The following is a 24,883-nucleotide window of genomic DNA, read 5'->3' on the forward strand; positions in this document are numbered from 1 at the left end:
CCTACACCCCGGCCAGCTCGGCGGACTGGGTCTTCGCCGGTGCCGCGCGCTGCGCGACGAAGGCACCGACGAGGATCAGCGCCCCGCCGACCAGCTGGATCGGGCCCAGCGCCTCGGCCAGCAGCGCCCACGCCAGCACCGTGGCGACCACCGGCTCCAGGAACGCGACCGCCCCGGCCACCTGCGGCGAGAGGCGGCGCACCGCGACGATCCCGGTCAGGTAAGCCAGGACCGTGCTCAGCACGACGATCCAGCCGACCGCGAGCAGCGCCGGGAACTGGTACCCGGCCAGCTCGACCTGCCCCAGCAGCAGCGCCCAGTCCAGCTCCCACGGCTGCGCGAGCAGCGTGACGACCGCGGCGCCGAGCAGCAGCCCGAAGCCGGCGAGGGCGAACGGGTTGACCTCCGGCCCGCTGTCGGACAGCAGGAAGTAGGTGGCCTGGCAGCCCGCCGCGCCCAGCGCCAGCAGCAGGCCGATCGGGTCGAAGCTCAGCCCGGACCACAGCTCCACCACGCACGCCAGGCCGACCATCGCGATCGCCACGCCGATGGCCGCCGAGCGGGTCACCGGCTTGCGGCGGACGAACCGGATCCAGCCCAGCACCATCACCGGGCCGAGGAACTCGATCAGCAGCGCCACCCCGACCGGCACCCGGGCGATCGAGGCGAAGTAGAAGACCTGTACCCCGGCGATGGCGAACAACCCGTACCCGGTGAGCAGCTTCGGCGCGCGGCGCACCGCGGGCGCGTAGCGGATCACGAACGGCAGCATCAGCAGCGCGCCACCGGCCAACCGCAGCCAAGCCACCTGGAGCGGGGTGAACCCCGCGGTGATCAGCGGCTTGGCGAACGGCCCGGATCCGCCGAAGCAGAACGCGGAGACGATCGCGACCGCCACACCGGCGGACTTCGCGTTGTCGGTCAGGTTGCGCATGCGCCAATCGAAGCACGCCGCTCCGACGCCCCGGCACCCGCTTTCGGTACTTCCGTCCCACTCACTGGGAAGGCCGGAAAAACGGCGGTTTTGCACACCCCGGTACATGTGATCGAGAGTTTGCCGACCCTTAGTTGAGGGCGAATACAGGACAAGCGTACTGTTAGCACCGAAGAGAGCGGGTCCCCGCGCATGCTCTGCTGACGTGCGCGAGACTCGCAATCGTTCCCGAACTTGCGCCCGTCGCGAGATGGAGTTGAACGTGACTGCACCTGCGAGCAAGGACAGCTTCGGCGCCCGCGGCACGCTGAACGTCGGTGACGCCTCTTACGAGGTGTTCCGGCTCAGCGCGGTCGACGGCGCGCAGCGGCTGCCCTACAGCCTCAAGATCCTCCTGGAAAACCTGCTGCGCACCGAGGACGGCGCGAACATCACCGCCGACCACGTGCGAGCCCTCGCCAACTGGGACGCCAAGGCCGAGCCGGCCACCGAGATCCAGTTCACGCCGGCCCGCGTGATCATGCAGGACTTCACCGGCGTGCCCTGCGTGGTCGACCTGGCCACCATGCGCGAGGCGGTGGCCGACCTCGGCGGCGACACCTCCAAGGTCAACCCGCTGGCCCCGGCCGAGCTGGTGATCGACCACTCGGTGATCATCGACGTGTTCGGCAGGCCGGACGCCTTCGAGCGCAACGTCGAGTTCGAGTATGGCCGCAACAAGGAGCGCTACCAGTTCCTGCGCTGGGGCCAGGGCGCCTTCGACGAGTTCAAGGTCGTCCCGCCGGGCACCGGCATCGTGCACCAGGTCAACATCGAGCACCTGGCCCGCACCGTGATGTCCCGCAACGGCCAGGCCTACCCGGACAGCTGCGTCGGCACCGACTCGCACACCACCATGGTCAACGGCCTGGGCGTGCTGGGCTGGGGCGTCGGCGGCATCGAGGCCGAGGCCGCGATGCTCGGCCAGCCGGTGTCGATGCTCATCCCGCGCGTCGTCGGCTTCAAGCTCACCGGCGAGATCCCGGCCGGCGCCACCGCCACCGACGTGGTGCTGACGATCACCGAGATGCTGCGCAAGCACGGCGTCGTCGGCAAGTTCGTCGAGTTCTACGGCTCCGGCGTGGCCTCGGTGCCGCTGGCCAACCGCGCCACCATCGGCAACATGAGCCCGGAGTTCGGCTCCACCGCGGCGATCTTCCCGATCGACGACGAGACCGTCCGCTACCTCAAGCTCACCGGCCGCCCGGCCGAGCAGGTCGCGCTGGTCGAGGCCTACGCCAAGGAGCAGGGCCTGTGGCACGACCCGAGCCACGAGCCGGAGTTCTCCGAGTACCTGGAACTCGACCTGTCCACCGTGGTCCCGTCCATCGCCGGCCCGAAGCGCCCGCAGGACCGGATCGTGGTGTCCGAGGCCAAGCAGTCGTTCCGCACCGCGCTGACCGACTACGCCAAGGTCGAGACCGCCGACGACCGGGCCGTGGACGAGGCCGGTGAGGAGTCCTTCCCGGCCAGCGACGCCCCGGCGGTCACCCACCACGAGTCCGCACCGGCCGCCGTCTCGGCCGCCAACGGCTCCCACGGCCGGATCTCCAAGCCGGTCAAGGTGTCCTCCGACGAGCTCGGCGAGTTCGAGCTGGACCACGGCGCCGTGGTGATCGCCTCGATCACCTCCTGCACCAACACCTCCAACCCGTCGGTGATGCTGGGCGCGGCGCTGCTGGCCCGCAACGCCGTGGACAAGGGCCTGACCCGCAAGCCGTGGGTGAAGACCTCGATGGCCCCGGGTTCGCAGGTCGTCACCGACTACTACGAGAAGGCCGGGCTCTGGCCATACCTGGAGAAGCTCGGCTTCCACCTGGTCGGCTACGGCTGCACCACCTGCATCGGCAACTCCGGCCCGCTGCCGGAGGACATCTCCGCCGCCGTGCAGGACAACGACCTGTCGGTCGTCTCGGTGCTGTCGGGCAACCGGAACTTCGAGGGCCGGATCAACCCCGACGTCAAGATGAACTACCTGGCCTCGCCGCCGCTGGTCATCGCCTACGCGCTCGCGGGCTCGATGGACTTCGACTTCGAGAACGACCCGCTGGGCACCGACACCGAGGGCAAGCCGGTCTTCCTCCGCGACCTCTGGCCGTCGCCGAAGGAGGTCCAGGACACCATCGACTCGGCGATCACCAACGAGATGTTCACCAAGTCCTACGAGGACGTCTTCAAGGGTGACGAGCGCTGGCGGTCGCTGCCCACTCCGGAGGGTCAGACCTTCGACTGGGCCGCGGACTCCACCTACGTGCGCAAGCCCCCGTACTTCGAGGGCATGGCGATGGAGCCGGCGCCGGTCACCGACATCTCCGGTGCCCGCGTGCTCGCGCTGCTCGGCGACTCGGTCACCACCGACCACATCTCGCCGGCCGGTGCGATCAAGCCGGACTCGCCCGCGGGCAAGTACCTCACCGACCACGGCATCGACCGCAAGGACTTCAACTCCTACGGTTCCCGCCGCGGCAACCACGAGGTGATGATCCGGGGCACCTTCGCCAACATCCGGCTGCGCAACCTGCTGTTGGACGACGTGCAGGGCGGCTACACCCGGGACTTCACCCAGGACGGCGCCCCGCAGGCGTTCATCTACGACGCCGCGCAGAACTACGCCGCCCAGGACATCCCGCTGGTGGTGCTCGGCGGCAAGGAGTACGGCTCCGGTTCGTCGCGCGACTGGGCGGCCAAGGGCACCCGGTTGCTGGGCGTCCGCGCCGTCATCGCCGAGTCCTTCGAGCGCATCCACCGCTCGAACCTGATCGGCATGGGCGTCATCCCACTGCAGTTCCCGGCGGGCCAGACGGCCAAGTCGCTGGGCCTGGACGGCACGGAGACCTTCGACTTCGCGGGCATCACCAAGCTCAACGAGGGCGAGACGCCGCAGACGGTGAAGGTGACCGCGACCAAGGCCGACGGCTCCACTGTGGAGTTCGACGCCAAGGTCCGAATCGACACCCCCGGTGAGGCGGACTACTACCGCAACGGCGGCATCCTGCAGTACGTGCTGCGCAAGATGATCCGCTCCTGATCCCCTGCCAATCCGGCGGGCACTACCGAACGGGCCCGGTGCGCCACAAGCGCACCGGGCCCGTTCCCGTTGGGGAGCCCCGTAAACTGGCGGGCGTCCTGACCGACGACGGCTGGCGAGGTGGCAGTGCAGCGCAACCGTCGGGTCGAGCGGATGACGTCGGATCCCGATCTGGCGGCCCTGAGCGCGCGGCTGCTGCTCGCCCTGCAGCGGGAACTGTTCGACGCGCTGGCCGAGCGGGGATTCGCCGACCTCACCCCGCGCCACGGCGCCGTGCTGGCCTACCTGGATCCGGCCGGCGTCCGCGCCAGCGAGCTGGCGCAGCTCTCGGGGCAGCACAAACAGGTGATCGGCACCATCGTCGACGAGCTGGCAGAGCTCGGCTACGTCGAGCGCAAGCCGGATCCCGCCGACCGGCGGGCGAAGCTGGTGGTGCCGACCGAACGCGGGCTGGCCGAGCAGCGCACCGCGGACCGGATCATCGCCGCGATCGAGCGGCGGCACGCCGAAGCGATCACCGAGCCCCGCTACCGCGAGTTCAAGGAATCCCTGCGGACCATCACGGAACGGGCGTGAGGGCGGCGAGCAAGGACTTCGAGTCCGACACCCAGCCGAGGTTGTGCTCGATGACCGCCAGCGACGCCTCGTGGTTGGCCCGACCCAGCGGCTCACTGGCGCAGTCCGCGAGGAGCACCGGCAGGTAGTCCCGGAAGAACGCGTCCCGGATCGTCGACTCCACGCAGACGCTGGTCGTGCAGCCGGTGACGATCAGCGACGTGGTTCCGAGCCGCCGCAGGGTCGCGTCCAGATCGGTGTCGTAGAAGCCGCTGTAGCGGTTCTTCGGCAGCACCACGTCGTCGAGCCCGGGCGCGAGTTCCGGCAGGATCTCGGTGTTCCAGGTGCCCAGCACCAGCGCCCGCCCTTCCCCGCCGGCGGGCGTCGTGATCCGGTCGCCCACGCCGACCGCCTCGTGGATGAGCCGGTTCTTCGATCCCGGTGCCCCGAGGTCGGACAGGTCGGGCCGGTAGCCGTGCTGCAGGTAGATGACCGGCATCGAGGCGGCCCGCGCGGCGGCGGTGACCCGGGAGATCGGCTCGATGGTGTCCCGGACCGGGCCGATGTCCAGCCCCGCCCGGTCGACCATGCCGCCCGGCGCCGCGAAATCGTTCTGCATGTCGATCACCAGGACCGCGCAACTGCCGGTCTCCAGTTCGACCGACGCCGGGCCGGCGTCGAGGGAAAGCCGCATCGAAACTCCGTCACGAAGATTGATAGTCAAGATTCGTGACTAAATGTAGCCCAGCGGCCGACCCCGCGCTCAGGTCAATAGGCGGCCACATCAAGCGAACGGACCGCTCACCGCGCTAGACGCGACAAACGGTCCGTTCACTCCACTCACAGCACGGGACTCGGCGACGTGCCGGCCAGTCCGGCCCGGCTGGATCTCCGCGTTCGCCTCATGCGCGAGGATTCCATTGTCGGCATTGCGGATTCAGCCGCGACGGACGAGCTCGGGCAGCCCGGCAACCTTCCGGCGCCGCTTCGGCCGCGCCATGCCGGACCACTCCCTACCGGCAGTCGCCGGGCGCGACCCGGCGCTCAGAGCCGGCGGGGGCGGCGGCAGACGTAGATGCGGGCCGGCGGGACGTTGCGCCACACCGTGCGCGAGGTCAGCACCTCGTCGAAGCTCAGGTCCAGGCGGCGGCGGAACTGCCGCGCGCCGGCCATGCCCAGCGCGTGCACGTAGGCGAAGGTCGTGAAGGCGCCGCCAGGCGCGAGGACCGCGCCGACCTGACCCAGGATGTCGTGCTGCAGCTTCGCCGGGAAGATCGACCACGGCAGGCCGCTGACCACCGCGTCCACCTTGTCGATACCGGCGTCGGCGAGCAGGTCCCCGAGGCGTGCCGCGTCGCCCTGGATTACCTCCAGCCACGGCAGTTCGGAGCCCAGGTACTCGACCATCCCGGCGTCCAGTTCGATCGCCACCTGCCGCCCGCCCGCGGGCAGCCGCTCGGCGATCGCGCCGCTGAGCGCCCCGGTGCCAGGCCCGAGCTCCACGACCACCGGGTTGCCGGAGGTCGGCACCACGGCCGCCATCTCGCGAGCCAGGTTCGGCGAGCTGGGCGCGACCGCGCCGACCAGGTTCGGCTTGCGGACCGCGCGTTCGATGAACGTCCGGTAGTGGGTCAGCACCGATCCGGAGCCCGAACGGGGCAGCACCGGACCACCCGGCTGTGGACCACTGGACTGTTCGACTGGACTCACGGATGCCCTTCCCGATCGGCGTGCTGACCTCGTTCGGCCCACCCTATCGGGCGCCACACCCGCCGCGACCCGCATGTGCTGCATCACATGTCGATCACCGCGCGCCCGGGACACCCGCGGCGCTAGTTACCTTTGCAAACAACCGAGTCCGAATTAAACGCGGAATGAACGCGATGCGGTCAATGCGAAAAATGCACCTGGAATTGGGTAACGAAAACCGGCCGGGCGACGATTGAATTCGCCGCCATGGCCGGTTCGAGGTATGCGGGCCCGTTCCCGTCGTGGAAGCGAACCCGCCGCGCGCTTGCTCAGGCGATGCGCTCGGCCGCGGGGCCGACCGGCTCGATCACCTGGTCCGGGGTGCCCGGCTGCAGCCGCCACGCCCACTTGGTCATCGCTCCCGCCACCGCCAGCAGTACAACCGACTCGGCCGCCAGGGCCACCCACACCGTTGTCACTTCTTGCCTCCCTTCTGCAAACCTCCCCGTCTTCCGCACGCGCGCGAGGCACCGCCCGGCAAAGGGCAGGACGAACGGAAGAAGGTTTGGGGAACCACTGCTTACGGAATCAATCGTAGGGCTTTGTTCGAGCGGGATTAAAGCCACCCCACGGGTGTCTTCCGTCGCACTCTCTTGGCCTATCCGAACAACTCCGCGGGCAGTGGCACAGACCACCTCCCGCACGGGAAGAATCCGCCGCGGCGGCTGTTCCGCAGGGTGTGGAGGACATCGACGTCGTGGTGATCGGGGCCGGCCAGGCAGGCCTGACCGGCTCGTACCACCTGCAGCGAGCGGGCATCGACCACGTGGTGCTCGACCACGGCGACGGGCCCGGCGGCGCGTGGCGGCACCGCTGGCCGTCACTGCGTCTCGGCAGCGTGCACGGCATCCACGACCTGCCGGGCAGCCCGCTGCGCGAAACCGACGGTGCCCGCCCCGCCGCCGAGGTCGTCCCGGAGTACTTCGGGCGCTACGAGTACGAGCAGGAGCTCCCGGTGCTGCGGCCGGTCAAGGTCGACGCGGTGCGCGACGGCGGCGAACGGCTGCTGGTGGACAGCTCGGCGGGAACCTGGGCCGCCCGAGCGGTCCTCAACGCCACCGGCACCTGGGAGAACCCGTTCTGGCCGCACTACCCCGGGCAGAACTCGTTCGCCGGCCGCCAGCTGCACACCGCCGACTACCGCGGCCCCGAGGAGTTCCGCGGCCGGCGCGTGATCGTGGTCGGCGGCGGGATCTCCGCGGTGGAACACCTGCTGGAGATCGCCGACGTCACCGAGACGACCTGGGTGACCCGGCGGCCGCCGGAGTTCACCGACGCCGAGTTCACGCCGGTCGACGGGCGGGCCGCGGTCGCCGAGGTCGAGCGCCGCGTCCGGCTCGGCCTGCCGCCGGGCAGCGTCGTCAGCGCGACCGGGCTCCCGAACACCCCGGCCGTGCAGGCCGCGCGGGACCGGGGCGTGCTGAACCGGCTGCCGATGTTCGAGCGGATCACCGCCGACGGCGTCGAATGGGCCGACGGGCGGTCGCAGCGCGCGGACGTGATCCTCTGGGCCACCGGCTTCCGGCCGGTCATCGCCCACCTCGCGCCGCTGCACCTGCGCGGACCGGGCGGCGGCATCCGGGTGGCCGGGACCCGCGCGGTCGCCGAGCCCCGGCTGCACCTCGTCGGCTACGGGCCGTCGGCCAGCACCATCGGGGCCAACCGCGCCGGCCGCGCGGCAGCCCGGGAAATCACCGACTTGGTGCGGGAAAGATCAAGAAAACCTTAATCGGTCCTGTCCAGGGACCTAATGCCCTGCAACCGGCCCGCCACAGCCAGCAAGCTGCGCTGTGGCGGCTCAACCACGCCGGCGGCGCCATCTCCAGGAGAGGGGGAGGTGGCGCCGCTTCACGCCGCGACTACCGGTCGCCGACCAGCGACAGTGCGCCCGACGGGCAGACGTGCACCGCCTCCCGGGCCGCCGCGGCCAAGCCAGCGTCGCCGTCGTCCACCTCGGCCGCCAGCAGCACCACCCGGCCGTCCTCGTCGTTCTGGTCGAACAGCGCCGGTTCCGTCAGCACGCACTGGCCCGCCCCGACGCAGCGGTCCAGGTCCGCCTCGATCCGCATGATCACTCCTCTCACCAGGTCACGGGCATCTCGTAGATCCCGAAGATGTTCGCGTCGGACTTGAACGGGAGGTCGTCGACGGGGACGGCCAGCCGCAGCCCGGGCAGCCGCCGGAACAGCGTGTCGAAGACGATCTGCAGCTCCAGCCGCGCCAGGTTCTGCCCCAGGCACTGGTGCGGGCCGAAGCCGAACGCGACGTGCCCGCGGGCGTTGCGGGCGAGGTCCAGCTCGTCGGGCTGGTCGAAGGCCTCGGGGTCGCGGTTGGCCGAACTGCCCAGCGCGACGACGCCCTCCCCCTCCGGGATCACCACACCGCCGATCTCGACGTCCTCCGTCACGGTTCGCGAGGTCGCCGCCTCGACGATGGTGAAGTAGCGCAGCAGTTCCTCGACGGCGGTCGGGGTCTTGGCCGGGGCCGCGACGATCTCCGCCAGCTGGTCGGGGTTCTCCAGCAGCGCCAGGACGCCCAGCGAGATCATGTTCGCGGTCGTCTCGTGCCCGGCGACCAGCAGCAGGAGCGCCATCCGCACGAGCGCATCGTGGTCGACCTCACCGGCTTCGCGCTGCTTGCGGATCTGCCTGCCGATCAGGTCGTCGGTGGCCTCCCGCTCCTTTCCCGTCACCAGCTCGTCCAGGTACGCCTGGATCTCCTCGACCGCGGCGATGCGCTGCTCGACGGGCGTGGTCTTGCGCAGGATCAGGCCGGTGCGCGCCTGGAAGAAGTCGTGGTCGGCGTAAGGCACGCCCAGCAGCTCACAAATGACCAGCGACGGCACCGGCAGCGACAGCACCCGCACCAGGTCGACCGGGCGGGGCGCGGCGAGCATCTCGTCGATGCAGTCGTCGACGATCTGCTGGATGCGCGGTCGCATCGCCTCGATCCGCCGCACGGTGAACTCGCCGAGCACCGCGCGCCGGGCGGCGGCGTGCTCAGCCCCGTCCATCCCGATCAGCGACGGGGCCACGTTGCCGACGGTGGCCTGCTGGCCGACCGAGAGCAGCGGAAATCCGGGGCGGCGCCGGTCGGAGCTCATCCGCGAATCGCCGAGCACCTGGCGGACGTGTTCGTGCCGGGTCACCAGCCAGGCGGTGCCGCCGCCTGCCATCGGGACCTTGCTGATCGGTGCTTCGGCGCGCAGTTCGGCGTACTCCGGTGCGGACGCGAACGGGCAGGTGCGGATTTTCGGGTAGGCCGCCGGGTCAACGGCTTGCTCGGACATCGTGACTCCCTGATCACTCAGCGAACAACTGGATGATGCTCTTCCGGTTATAGCGAAGCGGAAGAAATTCGTCCACCTACTTTCGACTCGGAACATGCGACAATCCGCCCACCCGACGCACAGCACGTGAGTGAGGACCATGACGACCGACGCCACGCCACGGCTGCGGGCCGATGCCCGCCGCAACCGGGACCGGATCATCGCTGCGGCGCGGGCCGTCTTCACCGAGCACGGCACCGAGGTCCCGATGGAGGAGATCGCCCGCGCCGCCGGTGTCGGGATCGGCACCCTGTACCGCCGCTTCCCGGACCGCGAATCGCTGCTCGGCGCCATCGGCCGCGACGCGTTCCAGCAGGTCCTGGACGAGGCCCGGGCGATCGGCGACCGCGAATCCGACCCGTGGCGCGCGCTCTGCGACTTCCTGCTGCGCGCCGCCAACCTGCGCACGGTCGTCCGGTTCTCGATGCTGTCCCAGCGGGCCAGGGCGATCCTGGCCGCCGATCCGGAGGTCGAGCAGGCGCGCGAAGAACTGCTGACGATCCTCGACGGGATGGTGCGCGCCGCGCAGGCGAACGGTTCGATGCGGCCGGACGTCAGCGGCGGCGACCTCGGCATGATCCTGTCGATCGTGCTCCAGGGCGTGCACATCGCCCCGGACGACGTCCGCCCGGACGCCTCGGCCCGCTACCTCACGCTGATGCTCGACGGCTTGCAGGCCCGCCCGGGCACGCCGCTGCCCGGCAGGCCGGTGACCATCGCCGACATCGCCCTGGCGCGGCACAACGCACCAGCGGCCGACGAGCAGACCGTCTGACCGGCGCGGCTCGCCGCCCTGGTCAGCTCGCCAGGTCGTCGGCCTGGAACATGCCGAAGACGTTGCCCTCGGTGTCCCGGCAGTAGGCCACCCAGCCCATGCCGGTCAGCGCGGTCCGCGGCATCGCCACCCGGCCACCTGCGGACTCCACGATCGACAGCATGGCGTCGACGTCCGCCACCTCCATGGTCGTCGCGAACGCCGCGATCGGCGTCTCGTCGGAGGGCTCGGTGCCCTTGCGGGGCAGCAGGCCGCCGTCGATGCCCGGGCCCTCGCCCGTGAAGATCAGCCAGTACTGCTCGTCGCCCCACTGCTGGAACCGCCAGCCGAACACGGCCGAGTAGAACGCGCGGGCGCGATCCACGTCTCCCGCGTGGATCTCGAAGTGCACAGGACGCAGCATGGCGGCCTCCTCGACACCGGTCGTCGTCTGCGAACCTACGACCTGCCGGCCGCCGCCGCACTGACGATCAGCGGCGAAGCACCTCACCTTCGGGCGGGCACCAGCCAGCGCAGCACGTGGTAGCCGAGCAGCGTCACGATGGTGCCCAGCGCGATGCCGCTGAGGCTGAACTGCGGCGTGATCTGCAGCGACACCCCGCCGATGCCGGCCACCAGCCCGGCGGCCAGCGGCATCAGGTTGACCGGGTCGCCGAAGTCGACGCGGTTCTCCGTCCAGATCTTCGCGCCCAGCAGGCCGATCATGCCGTAGAGCACGACGGTGATGCCGCCGAGCACGCCGCCGGGAGTCGCGGCGATCACCTCGCCGAACTTGGGGCACAACCCGAACAGGATCGCCACGATCGCGGCCACCCAGTAAGCCGCCGTGGAGTACACCCGGGTGGCGGCCATGACGCCGATGTTCTCGGCGTAGGTGGTCGTGGGCGGGCCGCCGACCGCGCTGGAGAGGGTGCTGGCGAAGCCGTCGGCGAAGATCGCCCGCCCGAGGCTGCCGTCCAGCTTGGTGCCGGTCATCTCCTCGACGGCCTTGACGTGCCCGGTGTTCTCCGCGATCAGCGCGATCACCACGGGCAGCACGACGAGGATCGCCGCCCCGTCGAACGACGGCGCGTGCAGCGTCGGCAGGCCGAACCAGCTGGCGTCGGCGACGCCGCTGAGGTCGAGCCGGAGGTGCGTGCTGACCTCACCGATGGCGTTAGGCGCGGTGATCGGTCCGAAGCCCAGGTCGAACAGCCACGACAGGACGTAGCCGACGACCAGTCCGATCAGCACCGCGATGCGGGACCAGAACCCGCGCAGCAGCACGCTGCAGCCGAGCACCACGGCCATCGTGATCAGCGCGATCCACTGGTCCTGCGGCCAGTACGACTCGGCGACCACCGGGGCGAGGTTGAAGCCGATCAGCATCACCACCGCGCCGGAGACCGCGGGCGGCAGCACCTTGTGCACCACCTGCGGGCCGACGAAGTGGATGATCACCCCGACCACGGACAGCACCAGGCCGAGCACCAGGATCGCGCCGGTGACCGTCGAGCTGTCCCCACCGCCGGCCCGGATCACCGTCACGACGCCCACGAAGGACGCGCTGCTCCCCAGGTAGCTGGGGATCTTGCCCTGCACGATGAGCAGGAACAGGATGGTCGCCACGCCCGAGACCATGATCGCCAGGTTCGGGTCCAGGCCCATCAGCACCGGGAAGACGAAGGTGGCCCCGAACATGGCCACCACGTGCTGGGCACCGAGCCCGATGGTGCGTCCCCAGGAAAGCCGCTCGTCCGGGGCCACCGCCTCGCCGGGGCGCGGCGTGCTGCCGTCCCCGTGCAGCTTCCAGCCGACGCCCAGCTTCGCGCCGAGTCCCTGCCGCATGGCGCCCTCCTCGTTCCACCCCGCCGATCGGGGCTGCCACTTTCCGGCGGAACTCTACAAACCCATGGCCGTGTGATCACCGCCGCAGGTCCGCGAGCCGTCAGGACATGGCCGGGATGACGGCATCACCATAGGCGTCCACAGTGGAGTCCAGTGCGTCGTGCATGGCGTAGATCGCGAACTGGTCGACCCCCGCATCGCGCAGTTCCCGCAGCTTGGCCACGTGCGCCTGGACGGGCCCGAGCAGGCAGAACCGGTCGACGATCTCGTCCGGCACGAACTCGGTGCTCGGGTTGTCGGCGCGGCCGTGGTGCGAGTAGTCGTAGCCCTCCCTGCCCCTGATGTAGTCGGTGAGCGCGGTGGGCACCGCCGCCGCGGCGTCGCCGTAGCGGGCGACGAGGTCGGCGACGTGGTTGCCGACCATGCCGCCGAACCAGCGGCACTGCTCGCGGGCGTGGTCGAGGTCGTCGCCGACGTAGGCCGGGGCGGCCACGCACACGGTGATCGACGCCGGGTCGCGCCCGGCATCCCGGGCGGCCTCCCGGACGTGGTCGACCATCCACCGTGTCAGGTACGGGTCGGCGAGCTGCAGGATGAAGCCGTCCGCCTGCCGCCCGACGAGCTCCAAGGCCTTCGGCCCGTAGGCGCCCATCCAGACCGGCAGCCGGCCGTCGCGCACCCACGGCAGCCGGACCGGGGTTCCGTGCAGCTGCACCTCGCGGCCCTCGGCCAGCTCCTTGATCACGCGCATGGCCTGTTCGAGCGTCGCCAGCGTGGTCGGCCGCCCACCGGTGACCCGCACCGCCGAGTCGCCGCGGCCGATGCCGCACACCGTGCGCGGCCCGAACATGTCGTTGAGCGTGGCGAAGGTCGATGCGGTGACCGTCCAGTCGCGGGTGGCCGGGTTGGTCACCATCGGGCCGACCACGAGCCGTTCGGTGGCCGCCAGGATCTGGCTGTGGATGACGAACGGCTCCTGCCACAGCACGCATGAGTCGAAGGTCCAGCCGTGGCTGAAGCCGAGCCGCTCGGCCCGGCGCATCCGGTCCACCACGGACCACGCGGGCGGATCGGTCTGCAGGACCAGTCCGAAGTCCATCGCTCCCCCAACCGTTGTCGAATCTGATGTGCGTCGTGGTACGGCTTCGAGCAGGCGAAGTTCAGATCAGGTACTGGCAGGTGTCTCGGGCCAGGAACCGGCCGCGCCCGGCCCGGCCGGTGTAGGTGCCGTCGTCGACGACGACCTCGCCGCGGGACAGCACCGTGCGGACCCGGCCGGTGATCTGCTTGCCCTCGTAGGCGTTGTAGTCGACGTTCATGTGGTGCGTCTCGGCCGAGAGCACATGTTGGGCGCTCGGGTCGTAGATCACGATGTCGGCATCGGCGCCGGGCGCGATCGTGCCCTTGCGCGGCTGCAGGCCGAACATCCGGGCCGGGGTGGCGCAGGCCAGTTCGATCCACCGACGGCGGTTGATGCGCCCCTCCACGACGGCCTGGTGCAGCAGGTCGATGCGGTTCTCCACGCCCGGGATGCCGTTGGGGATCTTGGAGAAGTCGCCGCGGCCGAGCTCCTTCTGGTCCTTGAAGCAGAACGGGCAGTGATCGGTGGACACCACCGAGAGGTCGTTGGTGCGCAACGCCCGCCACAGGTCCGCCTGGTGCTCGGCGGGCCGCAGCGGTGTCGAGCAGACGTACTTCGCGCCCTCGAACTCCGGCCTGGCCAGGTCGTCGACCGTGAGGAACAGGTACTGCGGGCAGGTTTCGCCGAAGACGTTCAGCCCGTTGTCGCGGGCCCGGGTGATCTCGGCGACGGCCTCCGCGGCCGAGACGTGCACGACGTAGAGCGGGGCACCGGCCACTCTGGACAGCTGGATCGCCCGGTGCGTCGCCTCCGCCTCCAGCAGCGGGTGCCGGACCTGCCCGTGGAACCGCGGGTCGGTGCGCCCGGCGGCGAGCGCCTGCTGCACGAGGACGTCGATGGCGATGCCGTTCTCGGCGTGCATCATCGTGAGCGCGCCGTTGTCGGCGGCCTGCTGCATGGCGCGCAGGATCCGCCCGTCGTCGCTGTAGAACACGCCGGGATAGGCCATGAACATCTTGAAGCTGGTGATCCCCTCGGCGACCAGCGTGTCCATCTCCTTCAGCGCCTCTTCGCCGACGTCGGAGAGGATCATGTGGAAGCCGTAGTCGATCGCGCACTGCCCGTCCGCCTTGGCGTGCCAGGCGTCCAGGCCCTCGCGCGGCGAGCCGCCGACCGGCTGGATCGCGAAGTCGACGATCGTGGTGGTGCCGCCCCACGCGGCGGCCCTGGTGCCGGTCTCGAACGTGTCCGACGCGAACGTCCCGCCGAAGGGCATCTGCATGTGCGTGTGCCCGTCGACGCCGCCTGGGATGACGTAGTGCCCGGACGCGTCGATCACGGTGTCCGCATTGGACACCCACTGCTCGGCGATGGCGGGCGCGGCGATCGCGGCGACCTGCTCGCCGTCGACGAGCACGTCCGCGCGGGTCTCCTCGGTCGCGGTGATCACCAGGCCACCTCGGATGATCGTCTTGCTCATGACCGCCTCGCTTTCTCCAGTGCCGCCAGCAGGATCCGGCCGCCTTCGCGCGCCTCGGCCTCGGTGAGGGTCAGCGGCGGTGCGATGCGCAGGACGTTGCCCTCCAGGCCGCCCTTGCCGATGAGCACGCCGCCCCGGCGGGCCTCTTCGAGCACCTCGGTGGCGGTCTCCGGTGCGGGCGTTCCGTCGGCGTGCGCCAGCTCCACGCCGATCATCAGGCCCTTGCCGCGCACGTCGACGACGCCCGGGATCCGGCCGAGCGCACCGTCGAGCTGCTCGCGCAGCACGGCGCCGACGCGCGCCGCGTTGCCCTGCAGGTCGTGGGCGAGGAGGTAGTCGAGGTTGGCCAGCGCCCCGGCCGCGGTGACGGGGCTGCCGCCGAAGGTGGAGATCGAGTTCGCCCGGACGCTGTTCATGATCTCGGCGCGGGCGATGACGCCGCCGACCGACAGGCCGTTGCCGATGCCCTTGGCGAAGGTGACGATGTCCGGCGCGCCGTTGGCGTCGTGCGCCTGCCAGCCCCAGAAGTGCTCGCCGGTCCTCCCCCACCCGGTCTGCACCTCGTCGCTGATCCACAGGATGCCGTGCCTGTCGAGCACCTCCTTGAAGCGGGCGAACATCCCGTCCGGCGGCGTGGCGAAACCGCCGACGCCCTGGATCGGCTCGGCGATCAGGCAGGCGACGTTGCCGTGCAGCTGCCCGAGCACGTCCTCCAGGTCGGACACGCACGCAGCGGTGAACTCCGCGTCCGGCAGGCCGGCGAACGGGGTGCCGCGCCGGCGGCTGCCGTGCACGTACGCCGTCTGCACCGGCGACAGGCTGGTCGGCGACCAGCCGCGGTTGCCGGTCACCGCCAGCGCCGAGAACGACCGGCCGTGGTAGCTGTTGCGCAACGCCAGCACCTGGTTGGAGGCGCGGTAGCCGGTGGCCAGCAGCAGCGCGGTGTCGTTGGCCTCGGTGCCGCTGGTCGTGAAGAACACCCGCGGGTCGTCGATGCCCGAGAGCTCCGCGACCCGCTCGGCGAGCTCGATCATCGGCCGGTTCAGGTACAGCGTCGAGGTGTGCAGGATCCGGCCCGCCTGCTCGGCGACCGCCGCGGTCACCTCGGGCAGCGCGTGCGCGGTCATCGTGGTGAGGATGCCGCCGAAGAAGTCCAGGTACCGGTTCCCCTCGGCGTCCCAGACGTGCCGCCCCTCACCGCGCTCGACGTCGATCGGCTCGTCGTAGTACAGCGCGAGCCAGTCCGGCAGCACCGCGCGGTGCCGCTTGGTCAGCTCTGCGTGCGTGCTCGTCATCGTCGCTCCTCTCACGGCTCGGTCAGCGGTCGGTAGGCGTCCGGGCGGCGGTCGCGGTAGAACGCCCACTTCTGCCGGACCTCGTCGATCAGGTCGAAGTCCAGGTCCCGCACCACGAGTTCATCGTCGGTGCCACTGGCCGGCTCGCCGACGAACTGCCCGTACGGGTCGACGAAGTAGCTGGTGCCGTAGAAGTCGTTGTCGCCGTACTCCTCGACGCCGACCCGGTTGATCGCCGCGATGAAGTACTCGTTGGCCACCGCCGCGGCGGGTTGTTCGAGCTTCCAGAGGTAGGAGGAAAGCCCGCGGCTGGTCGCCGACGGGTTGTAGACCAGCTGCGCGCCGGCCAGCCCGAGCGCCCGCCAGCCCTCCGGGAAGTGCCGGTCGTAGCAGATGTAGACGCCGATCCGGCCGACGGCGGTGTCGAAGACGGGCCACCCGAGGTTGCCGGGCCGGAAGTAGTACTTCTCCCAGAACCCGGGCAGGTGCGGCAGGTGGTGCTTGCGGTACTTGCCGAGGTAGCTGCCGTCGGCGTCGATCACGGCGGCGGTGTTGTAGTAGAAGCCGGGTCCGTCGACCTCGTAGACCGGCACGACGACGACCATGCGGAGTTCCCGCGCCAGCGCGCACATCCGCTGCGTGGTCGGCCCCTCGGGCACCGGCTCGGCCCAGCGGTAGTGCTCCGCCTCCTGCACCTGGCAGAAGTAGGGGGCGTTGAAGACCTCCTGGAAGCCGATGATCCCGGCGCCCTGCCCGGCCGCGGCGCGGGCGTGCTCCTCGTGCTGGTCGACCATCGAGGCGGTGTCGCCGGTCCACTTCGCCTGGACCAGCGCCGCACGAACGATGTTGGGCATGGTTGCGCTGCACCCCTTCGGTCGCTGATGCCCTCGCAGACGGAGTTCGCCAGGGCGACCAAGACGAGCCGGTCGGCCCGTCCATCGAAGGTATGACCAGCGGCCATCACGTGCAATGATCAAGCCGTTACGCAGTGTTCCCATTCTGAGGACGGCGAGATCGGGACACGCGCCGCGGCTAGGGGGAACGCCCGCGGAGCGGGCCGGGCCCGCGTCCCCGAATTCCCCCGAGAAGGCGAAGCGCCGGTGTGTCGTGCGCCGGCCCGTCAGCTGCCGAGGCCGATGCCGCGGGCGTCGAGGAAGCGCAGCCAGCGACCGCGCCGCCCGCCGTTCTCGTCGGCCCTGGCCAGGGCGCGGCGGGTGTACTGGACCAGCGGCCAGCGCAGGGGTTCCGGCGGGAACGGGATGGGCCGGTCGCGCACCATGCGCAGCCGGGTGCGTTCGGTGTCCTCTCCCCACAGCAGGTCCAGCGCGGTCTGCGCGCCGAAGCGGGACGCCGCCACGCCCAGGCCCGTGTAGCCGACGGCGTGGGCGACTCCGCGGTCGCAGCCGAAGACCGGGGTGAACCGGACCGTGGAGTCGATCGGCCCGCCCCAGCGGTGGGTGAAGCGCAGCCCCTCCAGCTGGGGAAAGGTCCGGAAGAAGTGCCGCGCCAGCACGTGGTGCGCGGCGTCGTTCCGGGCCAGGGCCGGATCGGTGCGGCCGCCGTAGTAGTACACCGCGTCGTAGCCGCCCCACAGGATCCGGCCGTCCGGCGTCGGGCGGTAGTAGTGGAAGCGGTTGGCGCTGTCGGTGACGCCCTGCCGGTCCCGCCATCCCAGCGAGTCCCACCGCTGCGCCGACAGCGGCTCGGTGACCAGGACGTAATCCCAGATCGGGAGCACATACCGACGGATCGAGCGCAGCGGCGCGGGAAAGGCGTTGGTCGCGAGCACGACGCCGCCAGCCCGCACAGTCCCTTGTGGAGTCTTCAGCCGGACCCCGGCGTCGCGGCGCAGCGCCCGCACGGGGCTGCCTTCATGGATGCGCACCCCCAGCCGCTGCGCCGCCGCGGCAAGCCCCCAGGTCAGCCGCGCCGGGTCGACGAGCCCGCCCGCGTCCGGCAGGCGCACGCCCGCCCGGTAGGTCGGCGAGTTCACGTCCGCGCGAATGCCGCCGGCGCCCAGGAACCGCGCCGCCATCCCGTGCTCGCGGTACAGCTCGGCCTCGTCGCTGAGCTCCTCGACCTCGTGCGGCTCGGTCGCGACGCTCGTCTTGCCGCACAACCGGAAATCCGCGTCGATCGCCTCGTCCCGCACGAACTCGTCGATCGCTTGGAGGTTCTCCCGTCCGAGGCGCACCAATCGGTCGTTCTCCGCCGGCCAGCAGAAGCTGCCGTGGGCGAGGCCGTGCGTCAGGGACTCCGACACGAAGCCGCCGTTGCGGCCGCTGCCGCCGTGCCCGAGCCGGTGCGCTTCCAGCAGCAGCACGTCGAGGTCCGGGCGCCGCCGCTTGGCCAGGATCGCCGCCCACAGCCCGGTGAATCCGCCGCCGACCACGACGAGATCCGCGCGGTCGTCACCCGGCAGCGGCTCGCGCGGGGCGGGCGCGTCCGCGCGAGCCGTCCAGTACGCGGCGATTTCGGCGTCGCGCAACGCCGGGTCGAGCTGGCCCATCCGACGCTAGTCCCACCACGGGCGGTAGCCGACGCCGTGCTTCGCCACGCGCCTGACATCGCGGCGCAGTTCACGGGTTTCGCGCGCGACGCCGGGCGGGAAACCGTGCTTGATCGCCCGGTGTTCGGCGGTCTCGCCCATGTAGCAGACCGAGTAGAACAGCCCGACCAGCAGGCCCAGCAGGATCGAGGTCAGCCGGATCCACAACGGACCGGGCATCAGCACGAGGAGGCAGAAGGGCGCCAGCTGGGTCAGGGCGCGGGCGAAGTGCCGCAGCACCCAGGTCGAGCAGGTGACGTCGTGCAGCACCCATTCCGCGCACCGGTCCGGCAGCCTGCCGCCGAAGGCGTACCAGACCCACTGCGCCGGATTGGGTCGATTGGTCGCCATGTTCTCCAGGCTAGTCTTCGCGATTCCGGTCTCCAGCCGTCCATTCGGCCGGATCCGAGGACGCGGCAATCCTAGGCCCGGCCGGGCGCGGCGCCCGCACCCGGCCGGAAATGCGTCCCACGACACACCTGGGGGATACCGGTAACGAAGGCGGCCCCTGATCGATGTTATGGGCAGAAGGGGTGAGTGATCGTGTTCGTCGTCGTTGTTGCCTTGTTGCTCGTGCTTGTCCTGGGTGTCGTCATGTTCACCGACGTGCTGGACGGCAAGGGTTCGCTGAGCCGTGGCCTGAAGAACGTGGTGGCCCAGTTGCGGCGGGACATCCGCCTGCTCGGCCACCGCTGACCATCCAGAGTGGACTCCGGCCTCGCCCCGCGGCGGGGCCGTTCCCGTTTCCAGACCCACCGCGTGCGGCCCTCCTACCAGCGATGATCTTGCGAACCGCCGGCCCGGGGGGCTGGCCACGCGGGTCGGCGGTGACGTAGGGTGCGACCGGCCGCCATCACTCGTTCGGGTGAAGGCGACGCCGCGAACAGACCAATCGGCCGGACAGGTGGGTGGCAGAAGTGGGTAAGTCGTCGTTGCCGCGAGCCCGCACTCGGGGCCGCCACCGGCGGGTGGAACCCAAGACGTGGCAGCACGCCACTCCCCCGCGGGTGATCGGCTACGCGGTCGCGGTGTTCCTCACCGTGATCGCGGTCAGCAGCGCCTACCACCGCGCCGACGCGCCGCAGGCCGCGCCGGCTTCGCAGCCGGCCGCCGCCCAGCCCGCCGCGCAGTTCCTCGCCCCGCAGATCACGGCCACGGTGCCGGACCTGGCTCCCACGACGCCGGAACCGCGGCTGCTCGCCAGCGAAACCCCGGCCCCGGCGCCCGCCAAGACGCCGGTCGCCGAGCGGCAGACCGAGGAAGCCCAGGGGACGGCGAAGGCGCCGAAGCCGACCGCCAAGACCTCGGCACCCGCGGCGACCTCGCAGCCGGAGGAGCCGAGCCGGACCACGCAGCCGGCCGACGAACCGGCGCCGACCACGCAGCCGGCCGAGCCGCCGAGCGAGACCGCTCCGCCGTCGCAGTCCGAGCCGCCGAGCAGCTCCAAGCCCGAACGCCCGGGCCCGCTGCCCGCGATCGGCGGGATCGTCGACGGGCTCACCGGTCCGCTGCTGAAGCCGTAGCCGTCGCGACCTCGGCACCCCGGTGGGACAGTTGATCCGGAGGTGCCGAGATGGACACAGTCGCGATCACCGGCGGGACCGGACACCTCGGCCGCGAGCTGGTGCGCCTGCTCAAACCCACGCACCGGGTGCGGATCCTGACGCGCCGCCCCGGCACCGATCCCGAGCTGGAGTGGGTGCAGGGCGACCTCGCCACCGGTGAAGGGGTCGCCGAAGCGGTGGCCGGCGCGCACACCGTGGTGCACGCGGCGACGAGCTCTCCCGCCGCCCAGCGCGGTTTCATGCACCCGGTCGACTTCTGGCGCAGCCCGCCCGATGTCGACGTCGACGGCACCAGCCGACTGCTCGAAGCCGCCGCGGCGGCCCGGGTCGGCCACTTCCTCTACGTCTCCATCGTCGGCGTCGACCGGCCGGCATTGCCCTATCTGCGGCTGAAGCACACCGCCGAGGAGCTCGTCAGCGTCGCCGACGTGCCGTGGTCGATCGCGCGGGCGACCCAGTTCCACTGGCTGCTGGACCGGATGCTCAACCGCGCCACCCGGCTCCCGGTGCTGCCGCTGCCGGGCGCGCTGCCCACGCAGCCGGTCGACACCCACGACTTCGCCGAGTACCTGGTCGAATGCATCCGCGACGGCGCCGGGCAGCGGCGCGAGGACTTCGGCGGCCCGCAGGTGATCACCCTGCGCGATGCGCTGCGCACCTGGCAGCGCGTCCGGGGCAGCGGCCGCCGGGTGATCAACGTGCCCGCGCCGCGGCGGCTGCGCCGGATCGCCACCGACATGACCTGCCCCGGTGGCCGCCGCGGCAAGATCAGCTGGGCCGACTGGCTGCAGTCCCACCCCGCCGAGTGACCGCCGCGCGGCACGCTCCGGCCGCCCTCCTACGATCTGAGGCGTACGGAGTACGGAGAGGGTGCGATGGCGACGGAGTACAGCGGCGGCGGAGATCCGGCACGCAGCCTGGCACTGCTGTGGCGGACCCAGGACGGGCCGACCAGCGGGCGCAAGGGGCGGTCCGATCTGGGCGTGGGCCGGATCGTGCGGGCCGCCATCGAGATCGCCGACGCCGACGGGCTGGCCGCGCTGTCCATGCGCCGGGTCGCCGACCACCTCGGCGTCGGCACCATGTCGCTGTACACCTACGTGCCGGGCAAGGCCGAACTGATCGACGTCATGCTCGACACGGCGTATGGCGAGACCGCCCGCCCCGAGCCCGGTCCCGCCTGGCGGGATCGGTTGGCGCAGGTGGCGCGGGAGAACTGGGCGATGTACCACCGGCATCCGTGGATGCTGCAGGTCGCGGCGGGGCGCGCCGTGCTGGGGCCGAACGCGATCGCCAAGTACGACTACGAGCTGGGCGCGGTCGCGGAGCTCGGGCTCACCGACGTCGAGATGGACTCCCTGCTGAGCCTGATGCTGGGGCACGCCGAGGCCGCCGCCCGGCGGTCGGTGGAGATGGCGCAGACCGAGCAGCGCAGCGGGATGAGCGACGAGCAGTGGTGGCAGGCGCACGCCCCGCTGCTCGGGCAGCTGATCGACCCGCAGCGCTACCCGACCGCCGCCCGGGTCGGCGCCGCTGCGGGTGAGGCCCACGGCTCGGCGCACAACCCGGAGCACGCCTTCGAGTTCGGCCTGCAGCGGATCCTCGACGGCATCGAGGCGTTCGTCGCGAGCAGCGGCTAGCGGTCAGGCGATCTTGACGAGCTGACCGAGCTCGCCGCCGGCTGCGGGCTCATGCTCCACAGCTCGGTTCCAGGACGAGAAAGCCCGCCCGGCCTGGAGTTGTTCCAAACCCCCACGCAAGTCCCCGACGAATCCGACTCAGTCACGCCGGTCGGGTTGAGATTCCACATCGGACTGTTCAGGCGAGCCCACCTGCTGTGGACCTGCCGGCGCCTGTGGTGCGCTTTTCGTCAATCCCGCGCGCTGAGCAGGCACAGGACTGCCGCCGAGGCCCGGGCTGGGGACCTCCTTGCGCGCGACCGCTTCGGCCGCTCGGACCGCTTCGGCGACCTCTGGGGTGGTGGAGGTGTCGAACCAGGCCTTGACCGACTCTTCTTCCTCTTCGGGGGCGGTGCTCGGGACTTCTTCCTTCGGTGGTTCGTAGCGGAAGACGCCGTCCTCGCCGGGCGCGCCGAGCATCCGCGCGAAGCCCTGGAGGGCCTTGTCGAAGTCGCTGGGGACCACCCAGACCTTGTTGGCGTTGCCCTGCGCCATCTGCGGCAGCGTCTGCAGGTATTGGTAGGCCAGCAGTTCCGGGGTCGGTTTGCCGCGCTTGACCGCTGCGAAGACCTTCTCGACGGCCTTGGCTTGGCCCTGCGCCTGCAGGTATCGGCCGGCCCGGTCGCCCTGCGCGCGCAGGATGCTGGATTGCCGGTCGGCCTCCGCGCTCAGGATGGCCGCTTGCTTCTGCCCTTCCGCGGCCAGAATCGCCGCTTGCTTTTGACCTTCGGCGGTTTTGATCGCCGATTCCCGGGTTCCTTCGGCGTTGAGGATCATCGCGCGCTTCTCCCGGTCGGCGCGCATCTGCTTCTCCATCGAGTCCTTGATGGACGGTGGTGGGTCGATGGCCTTGAGCTCCACCCGGGCGACCCGGATGCCCCAGCGCCCGGTCTCCTGGTCCAGCACCCCGCGCAGCTGGGTGTTGATGGCGTCGCGGGAGGTCAGGGTTTCTTCGAGGCTCATGCCACCGACGACGTTGCGCAGCGTGGTGGTGGTCAGCTGTTCGACACCGATGATGTAGTTGGAGATCTCGTACACCGCCGACCGCGAATCGGTGACCTGGAAGTACACCACGGTGTCGATGGACACCGTCAGGTTGTCCTGGGTGATCACCGGCTGCGGTGGGAAGGACACCACCTGCTCACGCAGGTCGACGCGGGCCCGCACCCGGTCCAAGAACGGCGCCAGGAAGCTCAGGCCCGGCTCGGCCACGGTGCGGAACTTCCCGAGCCGTTCGATCACCGAAGCCGTCGCCTGCGGCACCACCAGCACGGTCTTCACCGCGATCACCAGGACCAGGAGCACGATGACAGCGATGACGATCAGTCCGAACGGGTCCACGGTAGCCTCCTCAGGGTTCGGCCCACACGACGGCGGTGGCCCCGGAGATGTCCATGACCGTCACCGTCTGGCCGGTCTCCAGCACTTGGGTCTCGTCGAATGCGCGGGCAGTCCACACATCGCCATCGATGCGCACCCTGCCCCCAGCGGCATCCACGGTGGATTCCACGATCGCCTTCTTGCCGATCAAGGCTTCGACATTCGTTTTCACCCCGTTGCCTCGGTTCAGTCGGCGTTTCAGCGCGGGCCGGGCTCCGAAGATCAACCCCAGTCCGAGTGCGGCGAACACGGCGGCATCGACGCCCAGTGGCGCCCCCAACGCCGCTGCCCCGGCAGCCCCCATCGCCGCGAGGCCAAGCATCAGTAACACGAGTTCACCCGAGATGACCTCGGCCACAATCAAGACCACGCCTGCGATCAACCACAACAGCGCGACCATGTGCCCATGATGACAGCCTGGATCCCAGTTCGGGCTCACAGTTCGGGGCGCGATCCCTCGGGTGGGCCCGCAGAGCGCCCCGGTCCGGAACTGGGCTCGTTCACGCCGCTGCAGACGGGGCCGTTCGATGCCGAAGGCGCGGTAGAGCCGCGGATCGCCGTTGCCCGCCATCCATTCGCAGACGACGGTGTCGAGGGTGCCGAACCGCAGCACGGCGGTTGTTCCGATGCGGTTGATCATGCCTCGGCCAGGCGTCGCCCATCGACCAACGCGAGGCACGTACTCCACAGAAATCCACAGCTACAATCCGATCTGTGCTCGCCGCAGAACGCCATGCCCTGATCGCCGAGATGGTGCGCAGCGCGCACATCGTCAGCACGGACACGCTCGTGCGACAACTGGCCGTCTCCGGGGAGACGATCCGTCGAGACCTCGTGGCACTCGAGGAACGCGGGGTCCTCACCCGCGTGCACGGCGGCGCAGCGAGCACCGAGCCGCAGATCTCCCAAGAACCACCCGTCGAGCAGCGCCAACGCCTGGGCGCCGAGAACAAGAACAGGATCGGTCGCGCCGCCGCCTCGCTCGTGCGAGATGGTCAGATCATCATGATCGATGTTGGCACGACGGCCACCGCGGTGGCGCGGGCACTCCCGCCCGGGCTATCCGCCACCGTGCTGACCAACTCGCTGGTCGTCGCTTCGGAACTGGCCGACCGCCCCGGACTCGACGTCCTGGTCTCAGGCGGCCGCGTGCGGGCCGGAGATCTCGCACTGTCGAACGCAACCGCCGCCGGGTTCTTCGCCGAGACCTACCCGGATTTGGCCTTCCTCGGCTCTGGCGGCCTGCATCCCGAAGCCGGCCTCACCGATTACCACCTCGAGGAGATCGCGGTGCGCCGAACCGTGCTCGCCAACGCCCACCGCTCCTACGCCTTGGTCTCGAGCGAGAAGTTCGACCGAATCGCCGGTCACCACGTCTGCCCGCTCGACCAGCTCACCGGCGTCGTCGTCGATACCGAGCCCGCCGGGAGCCTGCGCGACGCGCTGGCCGACGCAGCCGTCGAAGTGATCATCGCCTGATCGCACTGCCGACAACCCCTCGTCCGGACGCGGGAGCGTACGAGGCGGCAGCCCACCAGCGCACGGTCCGAACAGGGGCAAAGGACATCCACCCCGCCTCGCGTTGACCCGCGGCGACGGCAGCACACCTGAACGCACTTT

General features: G+C 70.5%; 25 protein-coding genes. 9 read left to right on the plus strand and 16 right to left on the minus strand.

Annotated elements, in window-relative coordinates:
• Position 1: 1 nt before the first annotated feature.
• A complete protein-coding gene (locus BLW84_RS21270; RefSeq protein WP_245761286.1) occupies positions 2-934 on the minus strand; it encodes an EamA family transporter in 933 nt (310 codons plus the stop codon).
• A gap of 250 nt (positions 935-1,184) precedes the next feature.
• On the opposite strand from BLW84_RS21270, the gene acnA reads away from it, so the two are divergent.
• Both acnA and BLW84_RS21280 read left to right on the plus strand, forming a co-directional pair.
• Positions 1,185-4,001: an aconitate hydratase AcnA gene (gene acnA, locus BLW84_RS21275; protein WP_177226610.1), complete on the plus strand. Its 2,817-nt coding sequence runs from the start codon at positions 1,185-1,187 to the stop codon at positions 3,999-4,001.
• Positions 4,002-4,127: 126 nt separating this feature from the next.
• Entirely contained in the window at positions 4,128-4,577 is a 450-nt protein-coding gene (locus BLW84_RS21280) for a MarR family winged helix-turn-helix transcriptional regulator (protein ID WP_245761287.1), read from the plus strand.
• Here BLW84_RS21280 and BLW84_RS21285 read toward each other — a convergent pair.
• The 3 genes from BLW84_RS21285 to BLW84_RS47595 form a co-directional block, all read right to left on the minus strand.
• Positions 4,561-5,250: a cysteine hydrolase family protein gene (locus BLW84_RS21285; protein WP_093267795.1), complete on the minus strand. Its 690-nt coding sequence runs from the start codon at positions 5,248-5,250 to the stop codon at positions 4,561-4,563. The genes BLW84_RS21280 and BLW84_RS21285 overlap by 17 nt on opposite strands.
• A gap of 350 nt (positions 5,251-5,600) precedes the next feature.
• Positions 5,601-6,194, minus strand: coding sequence for a class I SAM-dependent methyltransferase (locus BLW84_RS21290; RefSeq protein ID WP_177226618.1), 594 nt, complete (start codon positions 6,192-6,194; stop codon positions 5,601-5,603).
• Positions 6,195-6,574: 380 nt separating this feature from the next.
• Positions 6,575-6,724, minus strand: coding sequence for a hypothetical protein (locus tag BLW84_RS47595; RefSeq protein ID WP_177226602.1), 150 nt, complete (start codon positions 6,722-6,724; stop codon positions 6,575-6,577).
• Positions 6,725-6,984: 260 nt separating this feature from the next.
• Here BLW84_RS47595 and BLW84_RS21295 point away from each other — a divergent pair, with 260 nt between their 5' ends.
• Entirely contained in the window at positions 6,985-8,034 is a 1,050-nt protein-coding gene (locus BLW84_RS21295) for an NAD(P)-binding domain-containing protein (protein ID WP_093267797.1), read from the plus strand.
• Between the two features lie 130 nt (positions 8,035-8,164).
• On the opposite strand, the gene BLW84_RS21300 is transcribed toward BLW84_RS21295, so the two are convergent.
• Complete coding sequence (locus tag BLW84_RS21300; protein ID WP_093267798.1) at positions 8,165-8,374, minus strand: ferredoxin; 210 nt, start codon at positions 8,372-8,374, stop codon at positions 8,165-8,167.
• Positions 8,375-8,385: 11 nt separating this feature from the next.
• Positions 8,386-9,594, minus strand: coding sequence for a cytochrome P450 (locus BLW84_RS21305; RefSeq protein WP_093267800.1), 1,209 nt, complete (start codon positions 9,592-9,594; stop codon positions 8,386-8,388).
• Positions 9,595-9,733: 139 nt separating this feature from the next.
• Here BLW84_RS21305 and BLW84_RS21310 point away from each other — a divergent pair, with 139 nt between their 5' ends.
• Positions 9,734-10,408 carry a TetR/AcrR family transcriptional regulator gene (locus tag BLW84_RS21310; protein ID WP_093267801.1) on the plus strand — a complete coding sequence of 225 codons (675 nt, stop codon included), beginning with the start codon at positions 9,734-9,736 and terminating at the stop codon, positions 10,406-10,408.
• Positions 10,409-10,430: 22 nt separating this feature from the next.
• Here BLW84_RS21310 and BLW84_RS21315 read toward each other — a convergent pair whose 3' ends face one another.
• The 8 genes from BLW84_RS21315 to BLW84_RS21350 form a co-directional block, all read right to left on the minus strand.
• Positions 10,431-10,811, minus strand: a complete 381-nt coding sequence (locus BLW84_RS21315) for a VOC family protein (protein WP_093267803.1) — start codon at positions 10,809-10,811, stop codon at positions 10,431-10,433.
• Positions 10,812-10,894: 83 nt separating this feature from the next.
• Entirely contained in the window at positions 10,895-12,235 is a 1,341-nt protein-coding gene (locus BLW84_RS21320) for a uracil-xanthine permease family protein (protein WP_093267804.1), read from the minus strand.
• Positions 12,236-12,335: 100 nt separating this feature from the next.
• The gene (locus BLW84_RS21325; protein WP_093267806.1) at positions 12,336-13,334 is read right to left on the minus strand and encodes a TIGR03842 family LLM class F420-dependent oxidoreductase; all 999 of its coding nucleotides are present in this window, start codon (positions 13,332-13,334) and stop codon (positions 12,336-12,338) included.
• A 61-nt stretch (positions 13,335-13,395) separates the two neighbouring features.
• Positions 13,396-14,796 carry a dihydropyrimidinase gene (hydA, locus tag BLW84_RS21330; RefSeq protein ID WP_093267807.1) on the minus strand — a complete coding sequence of 467 codons (1,401 nt, stop codon included), beginning with the start codon at positions 14,794-14,796 and terminating at the stop codon, positions 13,396-13,398.
• Positions 14,793-16,091: an aspartate aminotransferase family protein gene (locus tag BLW84_RS21335; protein ID WP_093267809.1), complete on the minus strand. Its 1,299-nt coding sequence runs from the start codon at positions 16,089-16,091 to the stop codon at positions 14,793-14,795. The genes hydA and BLW84_RS21335 overlap by 4 nt, the downstream gene beginning before the upstream one ends.
• 11 nt (positions 16,092-16,102) lie before the next feature.
• Positions 16,103-16,945, minus strand: coding sequence for a nitrilase-related carbon-nitrogen hydrolase (locus BLW84_RS21340; RefSeq protein ID WP_093267810.1), 843 nt, complete (start codon positions 16,943-16,945; stop codon positions 16,103-16,105).
• Between the two features lie 266 nt (positions 16,946-17,211).
• A complete protein-coding gene (locus tag BLW84_RS21345) occupies positions 17,212-18,600 on the minus strand; it encodes an NAD(P)/FAD-dependent oxidoreductase (protein WP_093267812.1) in 1,389 nt (462 codons plus the stop codon).
• Between the two features lie 6 nt (positions 18,601-18,606).
• A complete protein-coding gene (locus BLW84_RS21350) occupies positions 18,607-18,990 on the minus strand; it encodes a DUF5313 family protein (protein WP_093267813.1) in 384 nt (127 codons plus the stop codon).
• Positions 18,991-19,176: 186 nt separating this feature from the next.
• Between BLW84_RS21350 and BLW84_RS47600 the strand changes: the two genes are divergently transcribed.
• The 4 genes from BLW84_RS47600 to BLW84_RS21365 all read left to right on the plus strand — a co-directional run bounded on the left by BLW84_RS47600 (position 19,177) and on the right by BLW84_RS21365 (position 21,844).
• A complete protein-coding gene (locus BLW84_RS47600) occupies positions 19,177-19,335 on the plus strand; it encodes a hypothetical protein (RefSeq protein ID WP_177226611.1) in 159 nt (52 codons plus the stop codon).
• Positions 19,336-19,607: 272 nt separating this feature from the next.
• Positions 19,608-20,162, plus strand: coding sequence for a hypothetical protein (locus BLW84_RS21355; RefSeq protein ID WP_143061042.1), 555 nt, complete (start codon positions 19,608-19,610; stop codon positions 20,160-20,162).
• Between the two features lie 50 nt (positions 20,163-20,212).
• Positions 20,213-21,013, plus strand: a complete 801-nt coding sequence (locus BLW84_RS21360) for an SDR family oxidoreductase (RefSeq protein ID WP_093267817.1) — start codon at positions 20,213-20,215, stop codon at positions 21,011-21,013.
• A 66-nt stretch (positions 21,014-21,079) separates the two neighbouring features.
• Positions 21,080-21,844, plus strand: a complete 765-nt coding sequence (locus BLW84_RS21365; protein WP_093267818.1) for a TetR/AcrR family transcriptional regulator — start codon at positions 21,080-21,082, stop codon at positions 21,842-21,844.
• A 138-nt stretch (positions 21,845-21,982) separates the two neighbouring features.
• Here the strand turns inward: BLW84_RS21365 and BLW84_RS21370 are convergent, their stop codons facing one another.
• Positions 21,983-23,224, minus strand: a complete 1,242-nt coding sequence (locus tag BLW84_RS21370; RefSeq protein WP_093267820.1) for an SPFH domain-containing protein — start codon at positions 23,222-23,224, stop codon at positions 21,983-21,985.
• A gap of 10 nt (positions 23,225-23,234) precedes the next feature.
• The gene (locus tag BLW84_RS21375) at positions 23,235-23,663 is read right to left on the minus strand and encodes an NfeD family protein (protein WP_093267881.1); all 429 of its coding nucleotides are present in this window, start codon (positions 23,661-23,663) and stop codon (positions 23,235-23,237) included.
• A gap of 314 nt (positions 23,664-23,977) precedes the next feature.
• On the opposite strand from BLW84_RS21375, the gene BLW84_RS21380 reads away from it, so the two are divergent.
• Positions 23,978-24,742 carry a DeoR/GlpR family DNA-binding transcription regulator gene (locus BLW84_RS21380; RefSeq protein ID WP_093267822.1) on the plus strand — a complete coding sequence of 255 codons (765 nt, stop codon included), beginning with the start codon at positions 23,978-23,980 and terminating at the stop codon, positions 24,740-24,742.
• Positions 24,743-24,883 lie beyond the last annotated feature (141 nt).

This window comes from Saccharopolyspora shandongensis (assembly GCF_900106995.1).
Taxonomy (GTDB): Bacteria; Actinomycetota; Actinomycetes; order Mycobacteriales; family Pseudonocardiaceae; genus Saccharopolyspora; species Saccharopolyspora shandongensis.